This is a genomic window from Erwinia sp. LJJL01 (assembly GCF_047300805.2).
Taxonomy (GTDB): Bacteria; Pseudomonadota; Gammaproteobacteria; order Enterobacterales; family Enterobacteriaceae; genus Erwinia; species Erwinia aphidicola.
The window spans coordinates 4,616,548-4,634,003 of sequence record NZ_CP178576.1; the positions used below are offsets into that span (position 1 = coordinate 4,616,548).

At 56.9% G+C, this 17,456-nt stretch carries 15 protein-coding genes; 11 read left to right on the plus strand and 4 right to left on the minus strand.

The window, feature by feature from the left end; genetic code table 11:
- Positions 1-215: 215 nt before the first annotated feature.
- The 6 genes from ycgZ (at position 216) to dcuR (ending at position 4,183) form a co-directional block, all read left to right on the plus strand.
- Positions 216-461 (plus strand): regulatory protein YcgZ, encoded by a 246-nt coding sequence (gene ycgZ / locus ACLI4M_RS22490; protein WP_048916274.1) that lies wholly within the window; start codon positions 216-218, stop codon positions 459-461.
- Between the two features lie 187 nt (positions 462-648).
- The gene (locus ACLI4M_RS22495) at positions 649-942 is read left to right on the plus strand and encodes a hypothetical protein (RefSeq protein ID WP_133623424.1); all 294 of its coding nucleotides are present in this window, start codon (positions 649-651) and stop codon (positions 940-942) included.
- Positions 943-1,064: 122 nt separating this feature from the next.
- Complete coding sequence (locus ACLI4M_RS22500) at positions 1,065-1,313, plus strand: biofilm/acid-resistance regulator YmgB/AriR (protein WP_048916275.1); 249 nt, start codon at positions 1,065-1,067, stop codon at positions 1,311-1,313.
- Positions 1,314-1,418: 105 nt separating this feature from the next.
- Complete coding sequence (locus tag ACLI4M_RS22505) at positions 1,419-1,652, plus strand: YgdI/YgdR family lipoprotein (RefSeq protein WP_048916276.1); 234 nt, start codon at positions 1,419-1,421, stop codon at positions 1,650-1,652.
- Between the two features lie 177 nt (positions 1,653-1,829).
- Positions 1,830-3,467: a sensor histidine kinase gene (locus tag ACLI4M_RS22510; protein ID WP_133623423.1), complete on the plus strand. Its 1,638-nt coding sequence runs from the start codon at positions 1,830-1,832 to the stop codon at positions 3,465-3,467.
- Positions 3,464-4,183 carry a two-component system response regulator DcuR gene (gene dcuR, locus ACLI4M_RS22515; RefSeq protein ID WP_133623422.1) on the plus strand — a complete coding sequence of 240 codons (720 nt, stop codon included), beginning with the start codon at positions 3,464-3,466 and terminating at the stop codon, positions 4,181-4,183. Before ACLI4M_RS22510 ends, dcuR begins: the two co-directional genes overlap by 4 nt.
- On the opposite strand, the gene ACLI4M_RS22520 is transcribed toward dcuR, so the two are convergent.
- Together ACLI4M_RS22520 and ACLI4M_RS22525 are read right to left on the minus strand one after the other, a co-directional pair.
- Positions 4,164-5,159, minus strand: coding sequence for an FAD:protein FMN transferase (locus ACLI4M_RS22520; RefSeq protein ID WP_413449757.1), 996 nt, complete (start codon positions 5,157-5,159; stop codon positions 4,164-4,166). The two genes, dcuR and ACLI4M_RS22520, sit on opposite strands and share 20 nt — an antisense overlap.
- 113 nt (positions 5,160-5,272) lie before the next feature.
- Positions 5,273-8,050 carry a flavocytochrome c gene (locus ACLI4M_RS22525; protein WP_133623421.1) on the minus strand — a complete coding sequence of 926 codons (2,778 nt, stop codon included), beginning with the start codon at positions 8,048-8,050 and terminating at the stop codon, positions 5,273-5,275.
- 598 nt (positions 8,051-8,648) lie between these two features.
- On the opposite strand from ACLI4M_RS22525, the gene ACLI4M_RS22530 reads away from it, so the two are divergent.
- The 4 genes from ACLI4M_RS22530 (at position 8,649) to ACLI4M_RS22545 (ending at position 13,850) form a co-directional block, all read left to right on the plus strand.
- A complete protein-coding gene (locus ACLI4M_RS22530) occupies positions 8,649-10,157 on the plus strand; it encodes a DASS family sodium-coupled anion symporter (protein WP_133623420.1) in 1,509 nt (502 codons plus the stop codon).
- A 170-nt stretch (positions 10,158-10,327) separates the two neighbouring features.
- Positions 10,328-11,974, plus strand: coding sequence for a class I fumarate hydratase FumA (gene fumA / locus ACLI4M_RS22535; protein ID WP_048916283.1), 1,647 nt, complete (start codon positions 10,328-10,330; stop codon positions 11,972-11,974).
- 193 nt (positions 11,975-12,167) lie between these two features.
- A complete protein-coding gene (argC, locus tag ACLI4M_RS22540) occupies positions 12,168-13,097 on the plus strand; it encodes an N-acetyl-gamma-glutamyl-phosphate reductase (RefSeq protein WP_133623419.1) in 930 nt (309 codons plus the stop codon).
- A 279-nt stretch (positions 13,098-13,376) separates the two neighbouring features.
- Positions 13,377-13,850: a transposase gene (locus tag ACLI4M_RS22545; protein ID WP_133623418.1), complete on the plus strand. Its 474-nt coding sequence runs from the start codon at positions 13,377-13,379 to the stop codon at positions 13,848-13,850.
- Positions 13,851-14,554: 704 nt separating this feature from the next.
- Here ACLI4M_RS22545 and ACLI4M_RS22550 read toward each other — a convergent pair.
- Both ACLI4M_RS22550 and ACLI4M_RS22555 read right to left on the minus strand, forming a co-directional pair.
- Positions 14,555-15,877 (minus strand): MFS transporter, encoded by a 1,323-nt coding sequence (locus ACLI4M_RS22550; RefSeq protein WP_133623417.1) that lies wholly within the window; start codon positions 15,875-15,877, stop codon positions 14,555-14,557.
- A 33-nt stretch (positions 15,878-15,910) separates the two neighbouring features.
- Positions 15,911-16,585: a DUF2848 domain-containing protein gene (locus ACLI4M_RS22555; protein WP_133623416.1), complete on the minus strand. Its 675-nt coding sequence runs from the start codon at positions 16,583-16,585 to the stop codon at positions 15,911-15,913.
- Positions 16,586-16,702: 117 nt separating this feature from the next.
- Between ACLI4M_RS22555 and ACLI4M_RS22560 the strand changes: the two genes are divergently transcribed.
- A complete protein-coding gene (locus tag ACLI4M_RS22560) occupies positions 16,703-17,377 on the plus strand; it encodes an FCD domain-containing protein (RefSeq protein WP_253539300.1) in 675 nt (224 codons plus the stop codon).
- Positions 17,378-17,456 lie beyond the last annotated feature (79 nt).

A 17,456-nucleotide genomic window follows, 5' to 3' on the forward strand; every position in this document is an offset into this window, starting at 1 on the left:
CCGCCGCATTACCGATAGTTTCCGGACGCTGTACAGCTATCCTGTACACCCAGAGCATCAACATAACCCTATGATAATTATCACTTAGCACTTTTTGCACAAAAATGAAAAGCATAAATATTCACTATTCCTGTACAACGCGTCAAAAGATGTATAACTTTGCATTCAGAAATATTTGACCATAATTTGAACTTTACGACTGAGGGGCATTTAACATGCGTCAGGACAACTCCAACCCGAAGATTGAAAATGACATCAGCCGTTACTTTAATGAAGCCATCCTGCCCTCCCAGCAGGAAACTCTTGGCCAGATAGTGGTTGAGATTTTACGCTCAGGACGTAACCTTAACCGCAAAGCCATCTGTTCAAAGCTGCTAACGCGCCTTGAACTGGCGACCGGGCACGAGCAGGAACGCCACTATCAGGAACTGATTGGGCTACTGTTTGGTCGCGGGGACTGAGTTTTAAGCACTATGTTTGCTGAATTACCACTTTTTAGTGTGCGTTACGTTACAGCTCAGTCCGACAATCTGACCGGCCCGGACGCCTGACTTGAGCAGGCGTTTTATGACCGGCATGCAGGTACCTGGATAACAGGTTTCTGTGGGCATCTTCGATGTCCCGCTTCACTGATTCAGAGACGTTGGTATGTATAAAAACGAAGAAGAGAAATTAGCCGATATTGTGATGGGCGAGGCTGTCATGGTCCTGCTCTCAAACGATGCTGCCATCAGTAAAACTGCACTTATCAGACAGTTACAGGACATGGCGGCAGCAGAAAAAGAAGGGCTGCGTCAGCGCGCCTGTCGGCGTGCTATCGCCGAAGTCAGACAATCTCAGGCCCAGGAGCAGAACCGCCAGACGCATGAGATCCGCGACCGCGATAATGTCACCCATCTTTTTACCAGTGAAGGCCCGGTTAACGGTGCAAAGAAACATTAAGACTTTTCTGTGAGTTAACTACACTTGGTTAAGTTTTTTACCTGCTGACGCCCGCGAACCCAGCCGTTCTCGTCAGTGCGTTTTCATCTCGGAGAATTTCTCCTATTAAGAAGGCTACCTCTATGCAGCAGCAATCAACAGAATCCGAAATCGTCGCCTGGTTTCAAGGGGGAGGAGAAAAGTACGCCCAGGAATCTCAGGCGCTCGGCGGCGTGATCAGGGATCTGATCGCTACGGGTCAACTGGTTAATAACAAGGCGATCATTCTGAAGCTGATTGAGAAGCTGGAAACCACTTCTGACGTGGTTGAGCTAGACGTTTACCGCCAGGTGCTGGAAGTGGTGGTTGGCCTGACCCCGGACGACGCGTAACTCTCAGGGTTAACAAGGCCGTTTTTATTCCGGCGGCCTGCAAAATTTCAGTTTTCATCTACACTTACAGGTTGTTGACTTTATTCACCTATAAGGAAATTAACGATGAAACAGAACATCTTTAAAACCACTGTGATTGCCGCACTCTCCGTATTTGTGCTGGCGGGTTGCTCCTCTAACCAGACGCTTAATACCACCGATGGCAGAACCATTGTCACCGACGGTAAGCCGCAGATTGATAATGATACCGGTCTGGTCTCTTATAAAAATGCGCAAACGGGTAAAACCGAACAGATTAACCGCGATCAGGTTAAGAACATGAGTGAACTGGATAACTAACTCGCTTAAAGCCCCGCCAGGGGCTTTTTTGATCTCCTCAGGGCACTTACCGCCCCCTTGCTCTCACCACCCCTGCCCTTTACATTACTGGCTGCGCTTTGCAAAACTCTGCTGAAGAGGATGTCTGATGTCTCGCTACCCACTCGCGCTGTGCGCCCTGCTCTTTTCGGAGTGCCCATGAACGCCCCACAGCAAGCGAAAGCGCTGCGCAAGCGCCCGATGAAACTCAGTACCTCCGTCAGCCTGATGGTCAGTGCGGTGATCGCCACGGTGCTGCTGATCGTCCATCTGTTCTATTTTTTTCAGATCAGCGACGTAACGCGCGATGCGGTGAAAGATAAAGCGCTGGCGGTGGCGCGCACGCTGGCGGATTCGCCCGATATCCGGCTTGGGCTGACACAGTCGCCAGACAGCGACATTATCCAGCCGCTGGCCATGGCGGCGCAGCGCAGCAATGACCTGCTGTTTGTGGTGGTGACCAATATGGACGGCGTGCGCTTCTCGCATCCTAAGAAAGAGCTGATCGGTCAGCATTTTATCGGCAACGACCTCATCCCTGCCCTGTCCGGCCGCGAGAATATCGCCATTAACCACGGCAAGCTGGCGGAAGCGCTGCGCGTCTTTACGCCGGTGTATGACAGCCAGCATAAGCAGATTGGCGTGGTGGCGATAGGTATCTCGCTGAGCGAAGTGGTACAGCAGGTGAATAAGAGCCGCTGGAATATCCTGTGGACCGCCCTGTTCGGCATGCTGGCCGGCGCGCTGGGCACCTTCCTGCTGGTGCGGGCGGCCAAGAGCATTCTGTTCGGGCTGGAGCCTTATGAAATCTCCACCCTGTTTGAGCAGCGGCAGTCGATGCTGCAGTCAATGAAAGAGGGGGTGATTGCCATTGACGATTGCTCGCAGGTGACGCTGATCAACCACGCAGCGCATCTGCTGTTTCGCGAGACCGGCGCGCAGGCCGCAGAGCGCGATATCAGTGCGGTGGTGGCCGACTCCGGCCCGCTGATCGCCAACCTGCATGAGGTACTGCAAACCGGCAGGCCGAAGCGCGATGCCGAGATTGATTTCAAGGGTCACCCGCTGCTGTGCAACACCATGCCGGTACGCAGCAATGGCGCCATTATTGGGGCGATCTGCACCTTCAGGGACAAAACCGAGGTCAGCCAGCTGATGCAGCGCATGGACGGCCTGGTCAACTATGTCGATGCCCTGCGCGAGCGCTCGCACGAATTTATGAATAAGCTGCACGTGATCCTCGGCCTGCTGCACTTAAAAAGTTATGGCAAGATGGAGGATTATATTCTGAAAACCGCCAATAATTACCAGACGGAGATTGGCTCCCTGCTGGGGAAAATTAAGTCTCCGGTGATTGCCGGATTCCTGTTAAGCAAGATGGGCCGCGCCTCCGATACCGGCAACCAGCTGATTATCAGCGATGAGAGCCTGCTGGCCGACAGCGGCAATGAACAGCAGGTGGCGGCCCTGATCACCGTACTCGGCAACCTGATTGAGAACGCGCTGGATGCGGCGGGCGATCAGGGTGAAGGCGAAATCAGCGTGCTGCTGCACAGCCAGAACGGCTGGCTGACCTGCGTGGTCAGCGACGACGGCCCGGGCATTGCAGAGGAGCAGCTGGAGGCGATTTTCGCGCGCGGCGTGTCGTCAAAAGGTGAACAGCGCGGCGTCGGGCTGTTCCTTGCCCGGCAACAAACCGAGAGCCTTGGCGGCAAAATTATTGTAGAGTCCGAACCTGGCGTTTATACGCAATTTTTTGTACAACTGCCCTGGGATATAGAGAGTAAAAGCGCATGATCAATGTTTTAGTCGTCGATGATGATGCGATGGTGGCAGAGCTGAACCGCTGCTATGTCGCACAATTACCCGGTTTTCACTGCTGTGATGTGGCCTCAACCCTGCAACACGCGCGGGACCGGGTGCTGGATCCGGAATTCGCCATCGATCTGATTTTGCTGGATGTGTATATGCAGCAGGATAACGGGCTGGACCTGCTGCCGGTACTACGCGAAGCGGGCCGCGCCATCGATGTGATTGTTATCTCCTCCGCCGCCGATGCCGCCACCATCAAGCAGTCGCTGCACTACGGCGTGGTTGATTATCTGATTAAGCCTTTCCAGTTTGCCCGTTTCGAAGAGGCGCTGACCGGCTGGAAGCAGAAGAAGACGCTGATGGATAATCATCAGTTCTACGAGCAGGCCGACGTTGATCAGTTGATCCACGGCAATCCTGCCGCCGCGGAGGATCCCAAGCGCCTGCCGAAAGGGTTAACGCCGCAGACGTTACGCACCCTGTGCCAGTGGATTGATGCGCACCCCACGGAGGAGTTTTCCACTGACGATCTGGCAGCGGCGGTGAATATTTCTCGCGTCTCCTGCCGTAAATATCTGATCTGGCTGGCGCAGGTCAATATTCTGTTTACCAGCATTCACTACGGCGCCACCGGCCGCCCGGTGTACCGCTATCGCCTGCAGGCGGAACACAGCGCGCTGCTTAAGCAGTATTGTCAGTAAGACGGTAGCGGGCGTCTGACAGCGTAAAGCGGAACTGGCGCTGCGATGAGCAGATCACCTGCCGATCGCGGGTAACGAAGATGGCCTCAATGTGCGGATAGTCGCCAAGGTAGGCGAGGCCTTTTTCGACGCCCATGCCGTACATCAGGGTGGTCCAGATATCACCGTCAATCGAGTTTTCAGAAACAATCGTGACGCTCAGCAGCTCGTTATCCAGCGGGTAGCCGCTCTGCGGGTCGAGAATGTGATGGTATAAGCGCCCGTCGAGCTCGAAGTAGCGCTCGTAGATCCCCGATGTCACCACCGATTTTCCCGTGACGTTTATCACACCGATCAGCTCATCATCGCGGCCAAACGGCTGTTTCAGACCAATGCCCCACGCCTGCCCGCCACTGTCACCCAGCGTCTGCACATTGCCGCCGAGATTAATCAGCGCGTGCGCCACCTGCTGCTGGCGCAGATAGTCACGCACCACGTCGGCAATGTAGCCTTTGGCAATCGCGCCGAGGTCAATTTCCATACCGGCCTGCTGCAGAAACACCGAACGCGCCCCGGCATCAAGGATCACCTGCTGCGGATCGGTGAGCGCCAGCAGGCCACGCAGCTCGCCGGCGGGCGGCACGCTGCTGCCCTGAAAGCCAATTTTCCAGCGCTTAACCAGCGGGCCAATGGTGAAGTTAAAACTGCTGCCCGGCAGAACGCTGACCGCTCTGGCGCGGGCAATGAGGTCAAACACCGGCTGGCTGACCACCACCGCATGCTGACCGGCGGCGTGGTTAATCGCCATCACTTCCGACGCATTGCGGTTAACGGTTAAGCTGTTTTCCTGCTGCTTGATCAGCAGGAAGACGTTGCGCGCCAGGGTTTCATCGTGGTCGAACAGCTTGAGCAGGATGGGCGAGCCCATCATCACGGCGGAATAGGTGTAAGAACCTGCAGGCATGGTGCCATCCTCCTGGCAAAACGGGCGAGGCATGCCTCGCCCCTACGGATTGTTGCGCGTTAAACCTCAGGGGTCGGGCATGCCTCGCCCCTACGGATGGTTGCGCGTTGAACCGTAGGGGTCGGGCATGCCCGACCCGCCGTTGATTACTGTTTTGCGTAATTCGCCGCGTTACGCCCGGCCAGGATCCCGAAGATAATGATATCCGCGACCGCGTTACCGCCGATGCGGTTAGCACCGTGGATGCCGCCAACCACCTCACCCGCCGCCCACGCGCCGTGGATCACCTGCTTCTGCGCATCAAGCACCGCGGTATCGGTGTTGATGGTGACGCCGCCCATCGTGTGGTGGACCCCCGGGGCGATGCGGATAGCATAATAGGGCCCCTTGTTCAGCGGGTGACGCAGCGCGGTGGTGCGCCCGAAATCCTCATCCTTCTGCTGCGCAACAAATTCATTGTAGCGCCCCAGCGTGGTTTGCAGCGCTTCCTGGTCCATATTCAGCTTCACCGCCAGTTCGTGCGGGGTCGGGGCGCTAATCACAAACCCTTTGGCGATATATTCGTCGGCGGCTTTGTTAGCCGCACGCACCTGGTCGTCAAAGATAATCCAGGCGCTTTTTTCCGGCAGCGCGATGATCTCCGCCGACACTTTGTCGCGCGTCTCCATCTCGTTATAGAAGCGCTGACCGGCCTGGCTGACCAGAATCGCCCCGCCGCCGCGAATCGCTTCGGAGACCAGGTAAGAAGTGGTCTGCTCAACGGTAGGGTGGATCTGAATCTCGCCCATATCGACGGTATCAGCGCCAATCTGTTGCAACAGTGCGATGCCGCTGCCGGTGGCGCCTTTATGGTTGGTGGTCACAAAGCCGTCCAGCTCAGGGCGGTATTTCACCACCATTTCGCGGTTGGCGCTGAAGCCGCCGGTGGCGACGATCACGCTTTTAGCGTTGAGAATGCGGCTGTCGTTGTACTCATCCACCACCTTCACGCCGCTCACCGCGCCGTTTTCAACCAGGATTTCGGCCACCGAGGTTTCCAGCAGCACTTCAATTTCACGCTGATTGACGTTTTTCACCAGGCCGCTAATCAGGAAGCCGCCGACCGCTGAACGGTCCGCCGGACGGTGGGTACGATCGATGCTCATGCCGCCGGTAATGGTGATGTCGTTGAGTTCAATGCCGTGGTTTGCCAGCCAGTCGATGGCTTCCGGGGCCAGGTCGACAAACTCGCGCAGCAGTGCAGGATTGTTTTTAAACTTGCCGCCTTTCAGCGTCTCTTCGTAGAACAGCTCTTTGCTGTCCTCAATGCCTTTCAGCTTCTGGAAACGGGTTTCCGCCGCGTTCATCCCGACCGAGGCTTTGATGGTGTTGCCGCCGATGGTGGGCATCTTCTCGATAATCACCACGTGCGCCCCGGCTTCCGAAGCCTGAATCGCCGCCGCCAGGCCTGCACCGCCGCTGCCGACCACCACCACATCGTAGTTCTGCGGTGCCTGCGGGTTGCCGCCCTCTTCAATCACATGCTCCTTGCTGGAGGTGGTCAGTGCGCGGGAGACCGCTTTTTTCAACGCCTCACTCTGGGTCGTCGCCCCGGTGATCGCATCCACGTGCGGGCTGTTAGCCACCAGCATGCGGCTACGCAGGCTTTCAAAGGTGGTGGTGAAGTCGACGTCCAGCGTGTCGTCCGGCACCAGGGTGATATCGGTGATACGGTCGGTGTCGAGCACCACGTTGATGCGCAGCTTAAGCGCTTCGGCTTCCACTTTTTCCTGATAAACCCCGGCCTTGTATTTACGGCCGCCGGTGCTGACGTCGCGGATCATTGCATCGACCAGCGAGAAGCGCCACAGCGGTTCCGGGATGTTAAGGGCTTCACGCTGGGTGCTGTCGATAAACAGCTCCAGGTGATCATTTTTGATAATGCGGTCGGCCCAGTCCGGGTAAGCAATACAGGCTTTACCCACGGCAACCAGATCGAAGCCGTGCTCCAGCGCGCTTTCCGCATCGGCTTTATTCACCACGCCGCCGACGCCAATCACCGGCACTTTGGCCAGGGTTTCAGAGCGCTGCGCGAGGTATTTAGTGATTAACGGCGTTGGGTCTTCGCGGTCGACAATCGACGGGCGCAGCAGCTGGCCAACGGAGAAGTGGACATAGTCGAGACCGCGCGCCGCCAGTTTTTCTAACAGGTACAGCGTGTCATCCCAGCGGATGCCCGGGACTTCCAGCTCTTCCGGCGAGAAGCGATAGCCGATAATAAAGGACGGCGCGGCAAAGCGTTGCGCCATTTTATGGGTGATCTCCAGCACTTCCAGCGGGAAGCGCGCGCGGTTATCGCGGCTACCGCCCCACTTGTCATCACGCTGGTTGGAGTTAGGTGAGTAGAACTGCTGGATAAGATAGGTGTTGGCACCGTGGATCTCAACGCCGTCAAAGCCCGCTTTAATTGCGCGGTTCACCGCATCACCGAACTTGGTGATCATCACCTCCACTTCTTCTGCCGTCAGCGCCTGCGGGGTGGTGGCGCCTTCACGCGGCGCGGCAATGGCGCTGGGTGCCACGGGGGTTCTGCCGCCAATCAGCTCAGGCTCCACCATGCGGCCGCCGTGGTAAATCTGCAGAATCGCTTTCGAACCTTTTGACTTGATCGCGTCCGCAATTTTGCTTAAACCGGAAATTTTGTTGTCGCTGTCAATGGCAATGGCACCCGGGAACGCCGGGCCTTTCGGGTCGATAAAGCAGCATTCCACAATCACAGTACCAATGCTGCCCGCGCGATCGCGATAGTACTCAACCAGCTCGCTGGTTACCGTACCATCATAAAATCCGGTACAGGTAGTCATCGGCGCCATGAGTAAACGGTTTTTAAGTACGGCGCCATTTGGCAGTGTCAGCGGGTTAAGGATCGGGGTGATGGTATTCATTTAGTGAACTCCGAAATTTAAAAGTTTTGAATTCTTTGTTGACCGATTTCTTATAATTATTCTGTGGTCCGATGTCATGGGATTAATATACCAATTAATTTAGCTACAATAGTTATTTATTTAGTTTTTTAACTTTTAAATAAATCCAGCCAATAATTCACGTAATGATGAGAGTAATTGTCATTCTAATTGTTAACCAATAGTTTCCAAAAATCAACCTTTCGTTCACATCATAATAAATACCATTAAATTCAAATTCTTATGCAAATGATACTGGCATTTTATTGTACCTGGCTTTAGGTTATGCCACCCTAATCGACGCAATCCCCAAACCTGCCATCGTCTAATTAACGGCGATTGTTAAAAAATAAAATCACAAATTTATTTTTATTGATCTCGATCAAAGTCTATATTTAGAGAAGTATCATTATATTCCTATCCACCCAGTAAATAAGCTCAGAAATTATCGGGGCCAGCAAAAATTATTTTTGGACGTTTCGGTCAAACAACGATATAAACAGAAAAGTAAGTAAAAAAATCATCAATGAGATACCGGGACATCTTCTACCGCATTCTTCTTAACTTGCAGATAAAAACTATGAAACCAACAGTGATGAGTGAACCCGCGAAGGCTGCTCCAGCCTCTTCGGGGCAAAAAAAACACCTGATCATGCTCTTCCTGCCTGTGCTGGTCGCGGTGCTGCTGTTACTGGTGCCGGTTCCGCAAGGACTGGAACCTTACGCCTGGCACTTCTTCGCCATCTTCGTCGGCGTGATTGTCGGTTTGATCTTCGAACCGCTGCCGGGGGCCGTTATCGGGCTGACCGGCGTGGTGGTGATCGCGCTGTTCAGTCAGTGGCTACTGTTCAGCCCGGCTGAGCTGGCCGATCCGAAATTTAAAACGGCAACGCAGGCGTTTAAGTGGGCGGTTAGCGGATTTGGTAACTCCACCGTCTGGCTGATCTTTGGTGCCTTTATGTTCGCCGCTGGCTATGACAAAACGCAGTTTGGGCGCCGTCTGGCGCTGATTCTGGTGAAGTATCTTGGCCGCCGCAGCCTGACGCTCGGCTACGCCATCACTTTCGCGGACCTGCTGCTGGCCCCGTTCACCCCGTCCAATACCGCGCGCAGCGGCGGCACTATCTACCCGATTATTGCTAACCTGCCGCCGCTGTACGGTTCAAAACCGAATGACCCAAGCGCGCGTAAAATCGGTTCTTACCTGATGTGGGTCGCCATCACCGCCGCCTGTATCACCAGCTCAATGTTCCTGTCGGCGTTGGCGCCTAACCTGCTGGCGCTGGCGCTGGTGAAAAGCATTATCGGGTTTGATATCTCCTGGGGCATGTGGTTCCTCGCCTTCCTGCCGCTGGGCCTGCTGCTGCTGCTGACCATGCCGCTGCTGGCATACTGGTTCTACCCGCCGGAAGTGAAGTTCAACGATGAAGTGCCGCGCTGGGCGATCGGCGAACTGGAAAAACTCGGTAAGCTGACCCGTAACGAAATCCTGCTGCTGGTGTTCGTGGTCTCTGCCCTGCTGATGTGGATTTTCGCTACCGCCTGGATTGAGCCGGCGATGGCCGCCCTGCTGGTGGTGGTGCTGATGCTGTGGACTGGCGTGCTGAACTGGAACGACATCACCAGCAACAAACCGGCGTGGAATACCTTTGCCTGGTTCGCTACCCTGGTGGCGCTGGCGGACGGCCTGGCACGCGTTGGCTTTATCGCCTGGCTGGGTAAAGAGGGTGGCCAGCTGCTGCAGGGTTACGACCCGCAGGTTTCTGCGGTGGCGCTGATGATTGCCTTCTTCCTGCTGCACTACCTGTTTGCCAGTACCACGGCGCATACCACCGCACTGTTACCGGCCATGCTGACCATCGCGGCCTCTATCCCGGGCATCAACATGCCGGTGTTCTGCCTGATGATGTGTACCTCACTGGGTTTAATGGGCATTATCACCCCTTACGGCACCGGCCCAAGCCCGATTTACTATGGTAGCGGTTACCTGCCAACCAAAGACTACTGGCGCCTTGGCACCATCTTCGGCGCCATCTTCCTTTGCGCACTGATGCTGATTGGCTATCCGTGGATGGTGATGATGTTCTGATGATTTTCATCACAGAGCCACGATGAACCATGCAGATGTTGCAACAATGTAATACCATTCCCCTACCCGCCGGTCTCGCTCCTGAGACCGGCAGGATAAAAACAACGCATTATCGCCAGTGATGTTGTGCGCCAGAGCCCGGCGGCAACCGGTCATTAAGTGAGAAAACAATGTCGAATAAACCTTTCTACTACCAAAATCCCTTCCCTCTTGCCAAAGAGGATACCGAATACTATCTGCTGACCGACCAGCACGTCTCCGTGGCGGAGTTTGACGGCCAGCAGATCCTGAAAGTGGAACCGCAGGCGCTGACGCTGCTGGCGCAGCAGGCGTTCCACGACGCCTCCTTTATGCTGCGCCCGGCGCACCAGCGCCAGGTGGCGGCAATTCTGGCCGACCCGGAAGCCAGCGAGAACGACAGATACGTGGCGCTGCAGTTCCTGCGTAACTCCGAGATTGCGGCCAAAGGCATTCTGCCGACCTGCCAGGATACCGGCACCGCGATCATCACCGGTAAAAAAGGCCAGCGCGTCTGGACCGGCGGCGGCGATGAAGCGGCGCTGTCGCAGGGCGTGTACAACACCTACATCGAAGATAACCTGCGCTATTCACAGAATGCGGCGCTGGATATGTATAAAGAGGTCAATACCGGCACCAACCTGCCTGCGCAGATCGACCTGTACAGCGTTGACGGTGACGAATATAAGTTCCTGTGCATCGCCAAAGGCGGCGGCTCGGCGAACAAAACCTATCTCTACCAGGAGACCAAGGCGCTGCTCTCCCCGGGTAAGCTGAAAGATTACCTGACCGACAAGATGCGCACCCTCGGCACGGCAGCCTGCCCGCCTTACCATATCGCCTTTGTGATTGGCGGCACGTCGGCCGAAAGCACGCTGAAAACCGTTAAGCTGGCGTCGACCCACTATTACGACGGCCTGCCAACCGAAGGTAACGAGCACGGTCAGGCGTTCCGCGACGTGGCGCTGGAGCAGGAGCTGCTGCGTGCCGCGCAGGATCTCGGCCTGGGGGCGCAGTTCGGCGGTAAATACTTTGCCCACGATATCCGCGTGATCCGCCTGCCGCGCCACGGCGCCTCCTGCCCGGTAGGCATGGGGGTTTCCTGTTCGGCTGACCGAAACGTGAAGGCGAAAATCAACCGCGACGGTATCTGGATTGAGAAACTGGAACACAATCCGGGCCAGTATATTCCGGCCGAGCTGCGCCAGCAGGGTGAAGGCGAAGTGGTCCACGTTGACCTCAACCGTCCGATGAAAGAGATCCTCGCCCAGCTGTCGCAGTACCCGGTTTCGACCCGTTTGTCGCTGAGCGGCACCATCATCGTGGCGCGTGATATTGCCCACGCCAAGCTGCAGGAGCGTATTGCCAGCGGCGAAGGCCTGCCGCAGTACGTGAAGGATCACCCGATCTACTACGCAGGACCGGCCAAAACGCCGGAAGGCTACGCGTCAGGCTCACTTGGCCCAACCACCGCAGGGCGTATGGACTCCTATGTCGATCAGCTGCAGGCCAACGGCGGCAGCATGATCATGCTGGCGAAAGGCAACCGCAGCCAGCAGGTGACCGATGCCTGCCATAAGCACGGCGGCTTCTACCTCGGCAGCATCGGCGGCCCGGCGGCCGTACTGGCGCAGCAGAGCATCAAGAGCCTGGAGTGCGTGGAGTACCCGGAACTGGGTATGGAAGCGATCTGGAAAATCGAAGTTGAAAACTTCCCGGCCTTTATTCTGGTCGATGATAAGGGCAACGATTTCTTCCAGAAGATCCACGACACCCAGTGTGCAAAATGCGTAAAGTGAAAGTCTGAATCGTTGTTTTATGCCTTTCCCACGGGCGGCCCCTCTCTCAGGGGCCGCCCTTTTTATTGCATTCAGCCCGGTAATTTATGATTTTTTATGCAAAATTATCAATTATTCAGTCATTTCACATTGTCGCGTCGCGACAAATCTTTCATAATCTGGCGACATCCTAATTTTTAAGGCGAAGATGGTAATGAGTCAGAGATATCGCGTGTTTATTGACGGTCAGGCGGGCACCACCGGATTGCAGATTCAGCAGCGCCTGGTGAACCATCCGCAGATTGACATGCTCAACATTGATGAGGCGCAGCGTAAAGATGCCCGCGCCCGCCAGGCACTGATGAAACAGGCCGATGTCACCATCCTTTGCCTGCCCGATGCCGCCGCGCGTGAAGCGGTAGCGCTGGCAGATGACGTCGGCGCGCGCGTGCTGGATGCCAGCTCCGCGCACCGCGTGGCAGACGGTTGGGTTTACGGCCTGGCGGAACTGGCTGCCGATCAGCGTGAGAAAATTCGTGCTGCCAGCCACGTCTCAAATCCTGGCTGCTATGCCACCGGCGCTATCGCCCTGCTGGCCCCGCTGACCCAGGCCGGTGTGCTGCAGGCCGATCGGCCGCTGGCGATCAATGCGGTTTCCGGCTACAGCGGCGGCGGCAAGCAGATGATTGAAAAGTACCAGCAGGCGGGAACCGGCTACGCGGCTTACGGGCTGGGCTTTGACCATAAGCATCTGAAAGAGATTCAGGCATGGAGCGGGCTGAACAGCCGCCCGATCTTCCAGCCTGCGGTAGGTGATTATGCCCAGGGGATGCTGGTGTTTATCCCGCTGAACGACGTTGACGGTGAACCGCTGCAGCAGGCGCTGGCGCAGTGCTATGCCGCTCAGCCATTTATCAAGGTGCATGAGCTGAACCAGCTGGATGCCGACAGTGCGCCGTATCTGCTGCCGGAAGCGCTGAACAATACCAATAATATGGAGCTGTTCGTTTTCAGCCATGCAGAGCAGCGCCAGAGCATTCTGGTGGCCCGCCTCGATAACCTCGGTAAAGGAGCCTCCGGTGCCGCGGTGCAGAACCTGAATATTATGCTGGGCCTGAACGAAGAGACCTGCGTGAATCTGTAATGGGTGGTGATTTTTTATTCAACCACGACGCGTACTGCATACCTGTAGGGGTTGACCTTCTTTTTCGGTCAACCCGTTTCGGCCACGACGCGTACCACATACCCGTAGGGGTTGACCCTCTTTTTCGGTCAACCCGTTTTTGTCCGACCCAAAAAGCGATCGTCCACGACGAAAACCTGTCAACGCGTGACGTTTCGCGTAATGCCTCTGAAAACAACCGCACAACGCTTTACCCCAACGACCTGCCGCGTCTACTGTGCCGTTTGAGGAGGATTAATCATGCTAAAACGGAAATCGATGCGTCTGCCCCACTATCCCTATCACCACCCCGGCGCCTATTTCGTCACTCTGGTGACCCACTGCAGGCAGCATCTCTTCGGTGAAATGCAGAATGAGAACTTGCTGGCGAATCACCTGTCTGACGCCGTTAACCGCCACTGGCAGGCATTGGCGCCGCGCTTTCCCGGCATTCAGCTGGATGAATTCATCATCATGCCCAACCACCTGCATGGCATTATCTGGCTGACTCAGAGTCAATCCTGTTCGCTGAGCACCCTGATGGCGCTTTTTAAAGGCAGCGTCAGTAAAGAAGCCAACCGCCTGCATCCCATCTGGCAACGGGGGTTTTACGACCGGGTTATTCGTAATCAAGATGAGTTAGATAACATCCGCACCTATATCAGAAATAATCCCCGGCAGTGGCATCTTGACCGTCTCAACCACGACGAATATCGCCTACCCCGTAGGGGTTGACCCTCTTTTTCGGTCAGCCCGTCTCTGCACCCGCCGCCGCTGGCCGACCAGAAAAGCGGTCGGCCACTACGCATACCGCATACCCCGTAGGAAAGCGGTCGGCCACGACGCGTACCGCATACCCGTAGGGGTTGACCATCCTTTTCGGTCAACCCGTTTCTGACCAAGCCACCGCTGGCCGACCAGAAAAGCGGTCGGCCACTACAGGTACCGTATACCCGCAGGGGTTGACCCGCTTTTTCGGGCAACCCGTTTCGGCCACGACGCGTACCGCATACCCGTAGGGGTTGACCATCCTTTTCGGTCAACCCGTTTCTGCCCCAGCCACCGCTGGCCGACCAGAAACGCGGTCGGCCACTACGCGTGCCGCATTCCCCGTAGGGGTTGACCCTCTTTTCGGTCAACCCGTTTCTGACACAGACACCGCTGGCCGACCAGAAAAGCGGTCGGCCAATACGCGTACCCGTAGGGGTTGACCCGCTTTTCCGGTCAACCCGTTTCTCACCCAGCCGCCGCTGGCCGACCAGAAAAGCGGTCGGCCACTACAGGTACCGCATACCCGTAGGGGTTGACCCGCTTTTTCGGTCAACCCGTTTCGGCCACGACGCGTACCGCATATCCGTAGGGGTTGACCCGCTTTTTCGCTCAGCCCGTCTCTGCACCAGCCGCCGCTGGCCGACCAGAAAAGCGGTCGGCCACTGCCGTTATAACGGTTTATGCGCGGTCTCTTTGGCTAACCATACTGATACCCCGGTTATCAGCAGCGCTGCGCAGACGTACAGCGACACCGCCAGCGTGCTGCCCATCTCTTTATACAGCGAAGTGATGATCAGCGGCGCAAAGCCTCCGCCGACAATGCCCGCCAGCGTATAGGCCAGTGATGAACCGGCGTAGCGTACCCGCGTCGGGAACTGCTCGGTGACAAATGCCGCCTGCGGGCCATACATCATGGCGTGGATCAGCAGGCCGCCAATCACCGCGAGGCAAATTAACAGCGGTTGGCTGCTGTCGAGCAGGGTAAAGAAGACAAAGGCCCAGACCATCGCCAGCAGCGCACCCATCAGATACACCGGGCGGCGGCCAAGGCGATCGGAAAGCGCGCCAAACAGCGGTACGGTCACTGCATTGCCCAACGCACCGAGCATGGTCGCCATTAGCGCCAGCGGACGCGGCAGGTTAAGCACCGTCGTGACATAGGTCAGCGTGAACACCACCACCAGCGCATACAGCACGTCAGAGCCAATGCGCGAGCCACCGGCGATCAGCAGCGCGCGCGGATGCTGGGTAAATACCTCTTTCAGCGGAGTCTGGGTAGTGTTATGCGCTTTCTCCAGCTGTAAAAACGCCGGAGTTTCACCCACGCTGCGGCGCACCCACAGGCCAAACAGCACCAGCAGCAGGCTCAGCAGGAACGGAATACGCCAGCCCCACTCCTGAAATGCCTCGGCGGGCAGCAGCAGGGTCACCAGAGTGATAAAGCCAGTGCCAATCAGCGTGCCGCAAGAGGGACCAACCTGTGCAAACGAGGCGTTGCGCCCGCGCTGGTGCGGCTGACCGTGCTCCATCGACAGCAGTACCGCCCCGGCCCACTCACCGCCGAGCGCAATGCCCTGAATAAAGCGCAGCGCCACCAGCAGCACCGGGCTCCAGATCCCCCAGCTGGCATAGCCGGGCAGCAGCCCCATCATCGCCGTGGTGACGCCCATGATCACCAGCGTGGTGACCAGCACAAAGCGCCGGCCAAGCACGTCACCCAGATGCCCGAAGACCATGCCGCCAATCGGGCGCGAAACGTAGCCTACCGCATAGGTTGAAAACGCCAGAATGGTGCCGACCAGCGGGTCGAACGACGGGAAGAACACATGGTTGAATATCAGCGCCGCCATAATGTTGTAGACCGTGAAGTCATACCACTCCAGCGCGGTGCCGACTGAACTGGCCGCCGCGAGACGGGCGGTGTGCGGGGTGTTCTTGCCAGCGGCCTGTTCACGCTGATGCAGGGTTACTTCAGTTTCCGAAATGGTCATGGTCAGTCTCCGGGTTCAGTCAGATACGGCCGCTTATGCCACCACCGGCAGAGCGTGCGTGTGGTATTGGTGAGTAATCGTGCGCCCCCCCTCTTCATCAACCAGCGCCATGCGGAACTCTGCCGCCGGGCGAATACCGCCAATGGCCGCCAGCGTCCCGCAGGTCATCGCCATGCCGTCGCGAAATGCCGTGCCGTAGCGGTCCATCAGATCCTGCGGCGTGCGCATGGCGGCCAGCGTGCCCTGCTGGTAAAGCTGCCACTCCCCCTGCTCTTTGATCCAGGAGCGCAGGATCAGGGAATCCCAGCGGGCAATCACGCTGTCGAGTGGCCAGGCCGTGTGCGCCACCGGTTTGATACACAGCTGCTTTGACATCGCCACGCTGACCGCCTCGAACTCACGGTCAGTATGGTCAGAGGCCAGCGACAGCCACAGCTTGCCCTGATGGGCAAAGATCAGCGGTTCGGCCTCCCCTGACGTCGCCTCGCCCACCACTTCCAGCTGGGCATGCTGGCTAAGCTGGTTCGCCGTAACGCGGTAAAACAGCGGCACTGCACCAGGACGGGGCACACCCAGCGCCTCGAGCTCATGGATATGGTGCAGTACAGCGGCTTCATCCCTGCCGGTCCACCCTGCTATAATTAGATGATTTACAACAACATTAATTTCATTTTCTGTTTCTGATGCGCGATTAAAGGTGAGATTCATGGTTCGCTGGCTCCAGTTGAAATTACTGTGAAATTTCACTCTACTTTAAACAAAGCGATTTTCGTGCCATGTTTTTGTGTAGAATGCAAAGCAGGTCAACATTTGTTGGAGAAAAGCGTGTCGGCTGAAGAACTCTATCCCCTGAATTCCCTCCCCAAAGCCCGCGTCCTGTCGCTGAATGAGCTGGCCTATCTGCGTTTCAAGCAGGCGCTCATCACCCTGCGCTACCGCCCAGGCGAATACCTCAACACCGCGCAGGTCATGGCCGATCTGGAGATGGGGCGCACCCCGGTGAACCAGGCGGTGCACCGTCTGGCAGCAGAGGGGCTGCTGCAGGTCATCCCGCGTAAGGGGGTGATGGTGGCGCCGCTGTCGATTGACGATGCGCAGGAGCTGATCGAAGTGCGTCTGGCGAATGAAGGTTTATGCGTGCGCCTTGCCGCTCAGCATATAACGGAAGCCGCGCTCAGCACGCTGCGTAACCTGAATCAGCAGATCGCCGCCGCCTGCGACACGCGTGACCGCGCGGCAATGATGATGCTCGATCAGCAGTTTCACCAGACGCTGGCCGCGATTGCCGCGAATGGCCGTCTGGCGGATATCCTCAGCGTAATCCACGCGCAGGCGCAGCGCTTCTGGGCCACCACCCTGTCGCGGGAGAGCCATATGTACGAAGTGGTGGCGGAGCATGAAGCGATTATCAACGCATTAGCCGCCCGCGACAGTGAAGCGGCTATCGCGGCGACGCGCGCGCATATTCTCTCTTTCCAACGCGCGCTGCTCGGCCAGTAGACGCTTTATCCGCCGCCTCACCACGGGCGGCGCTAGCCAAAAATCCCTTCTGACTCACATTTTGCCGCATCAATTCCTG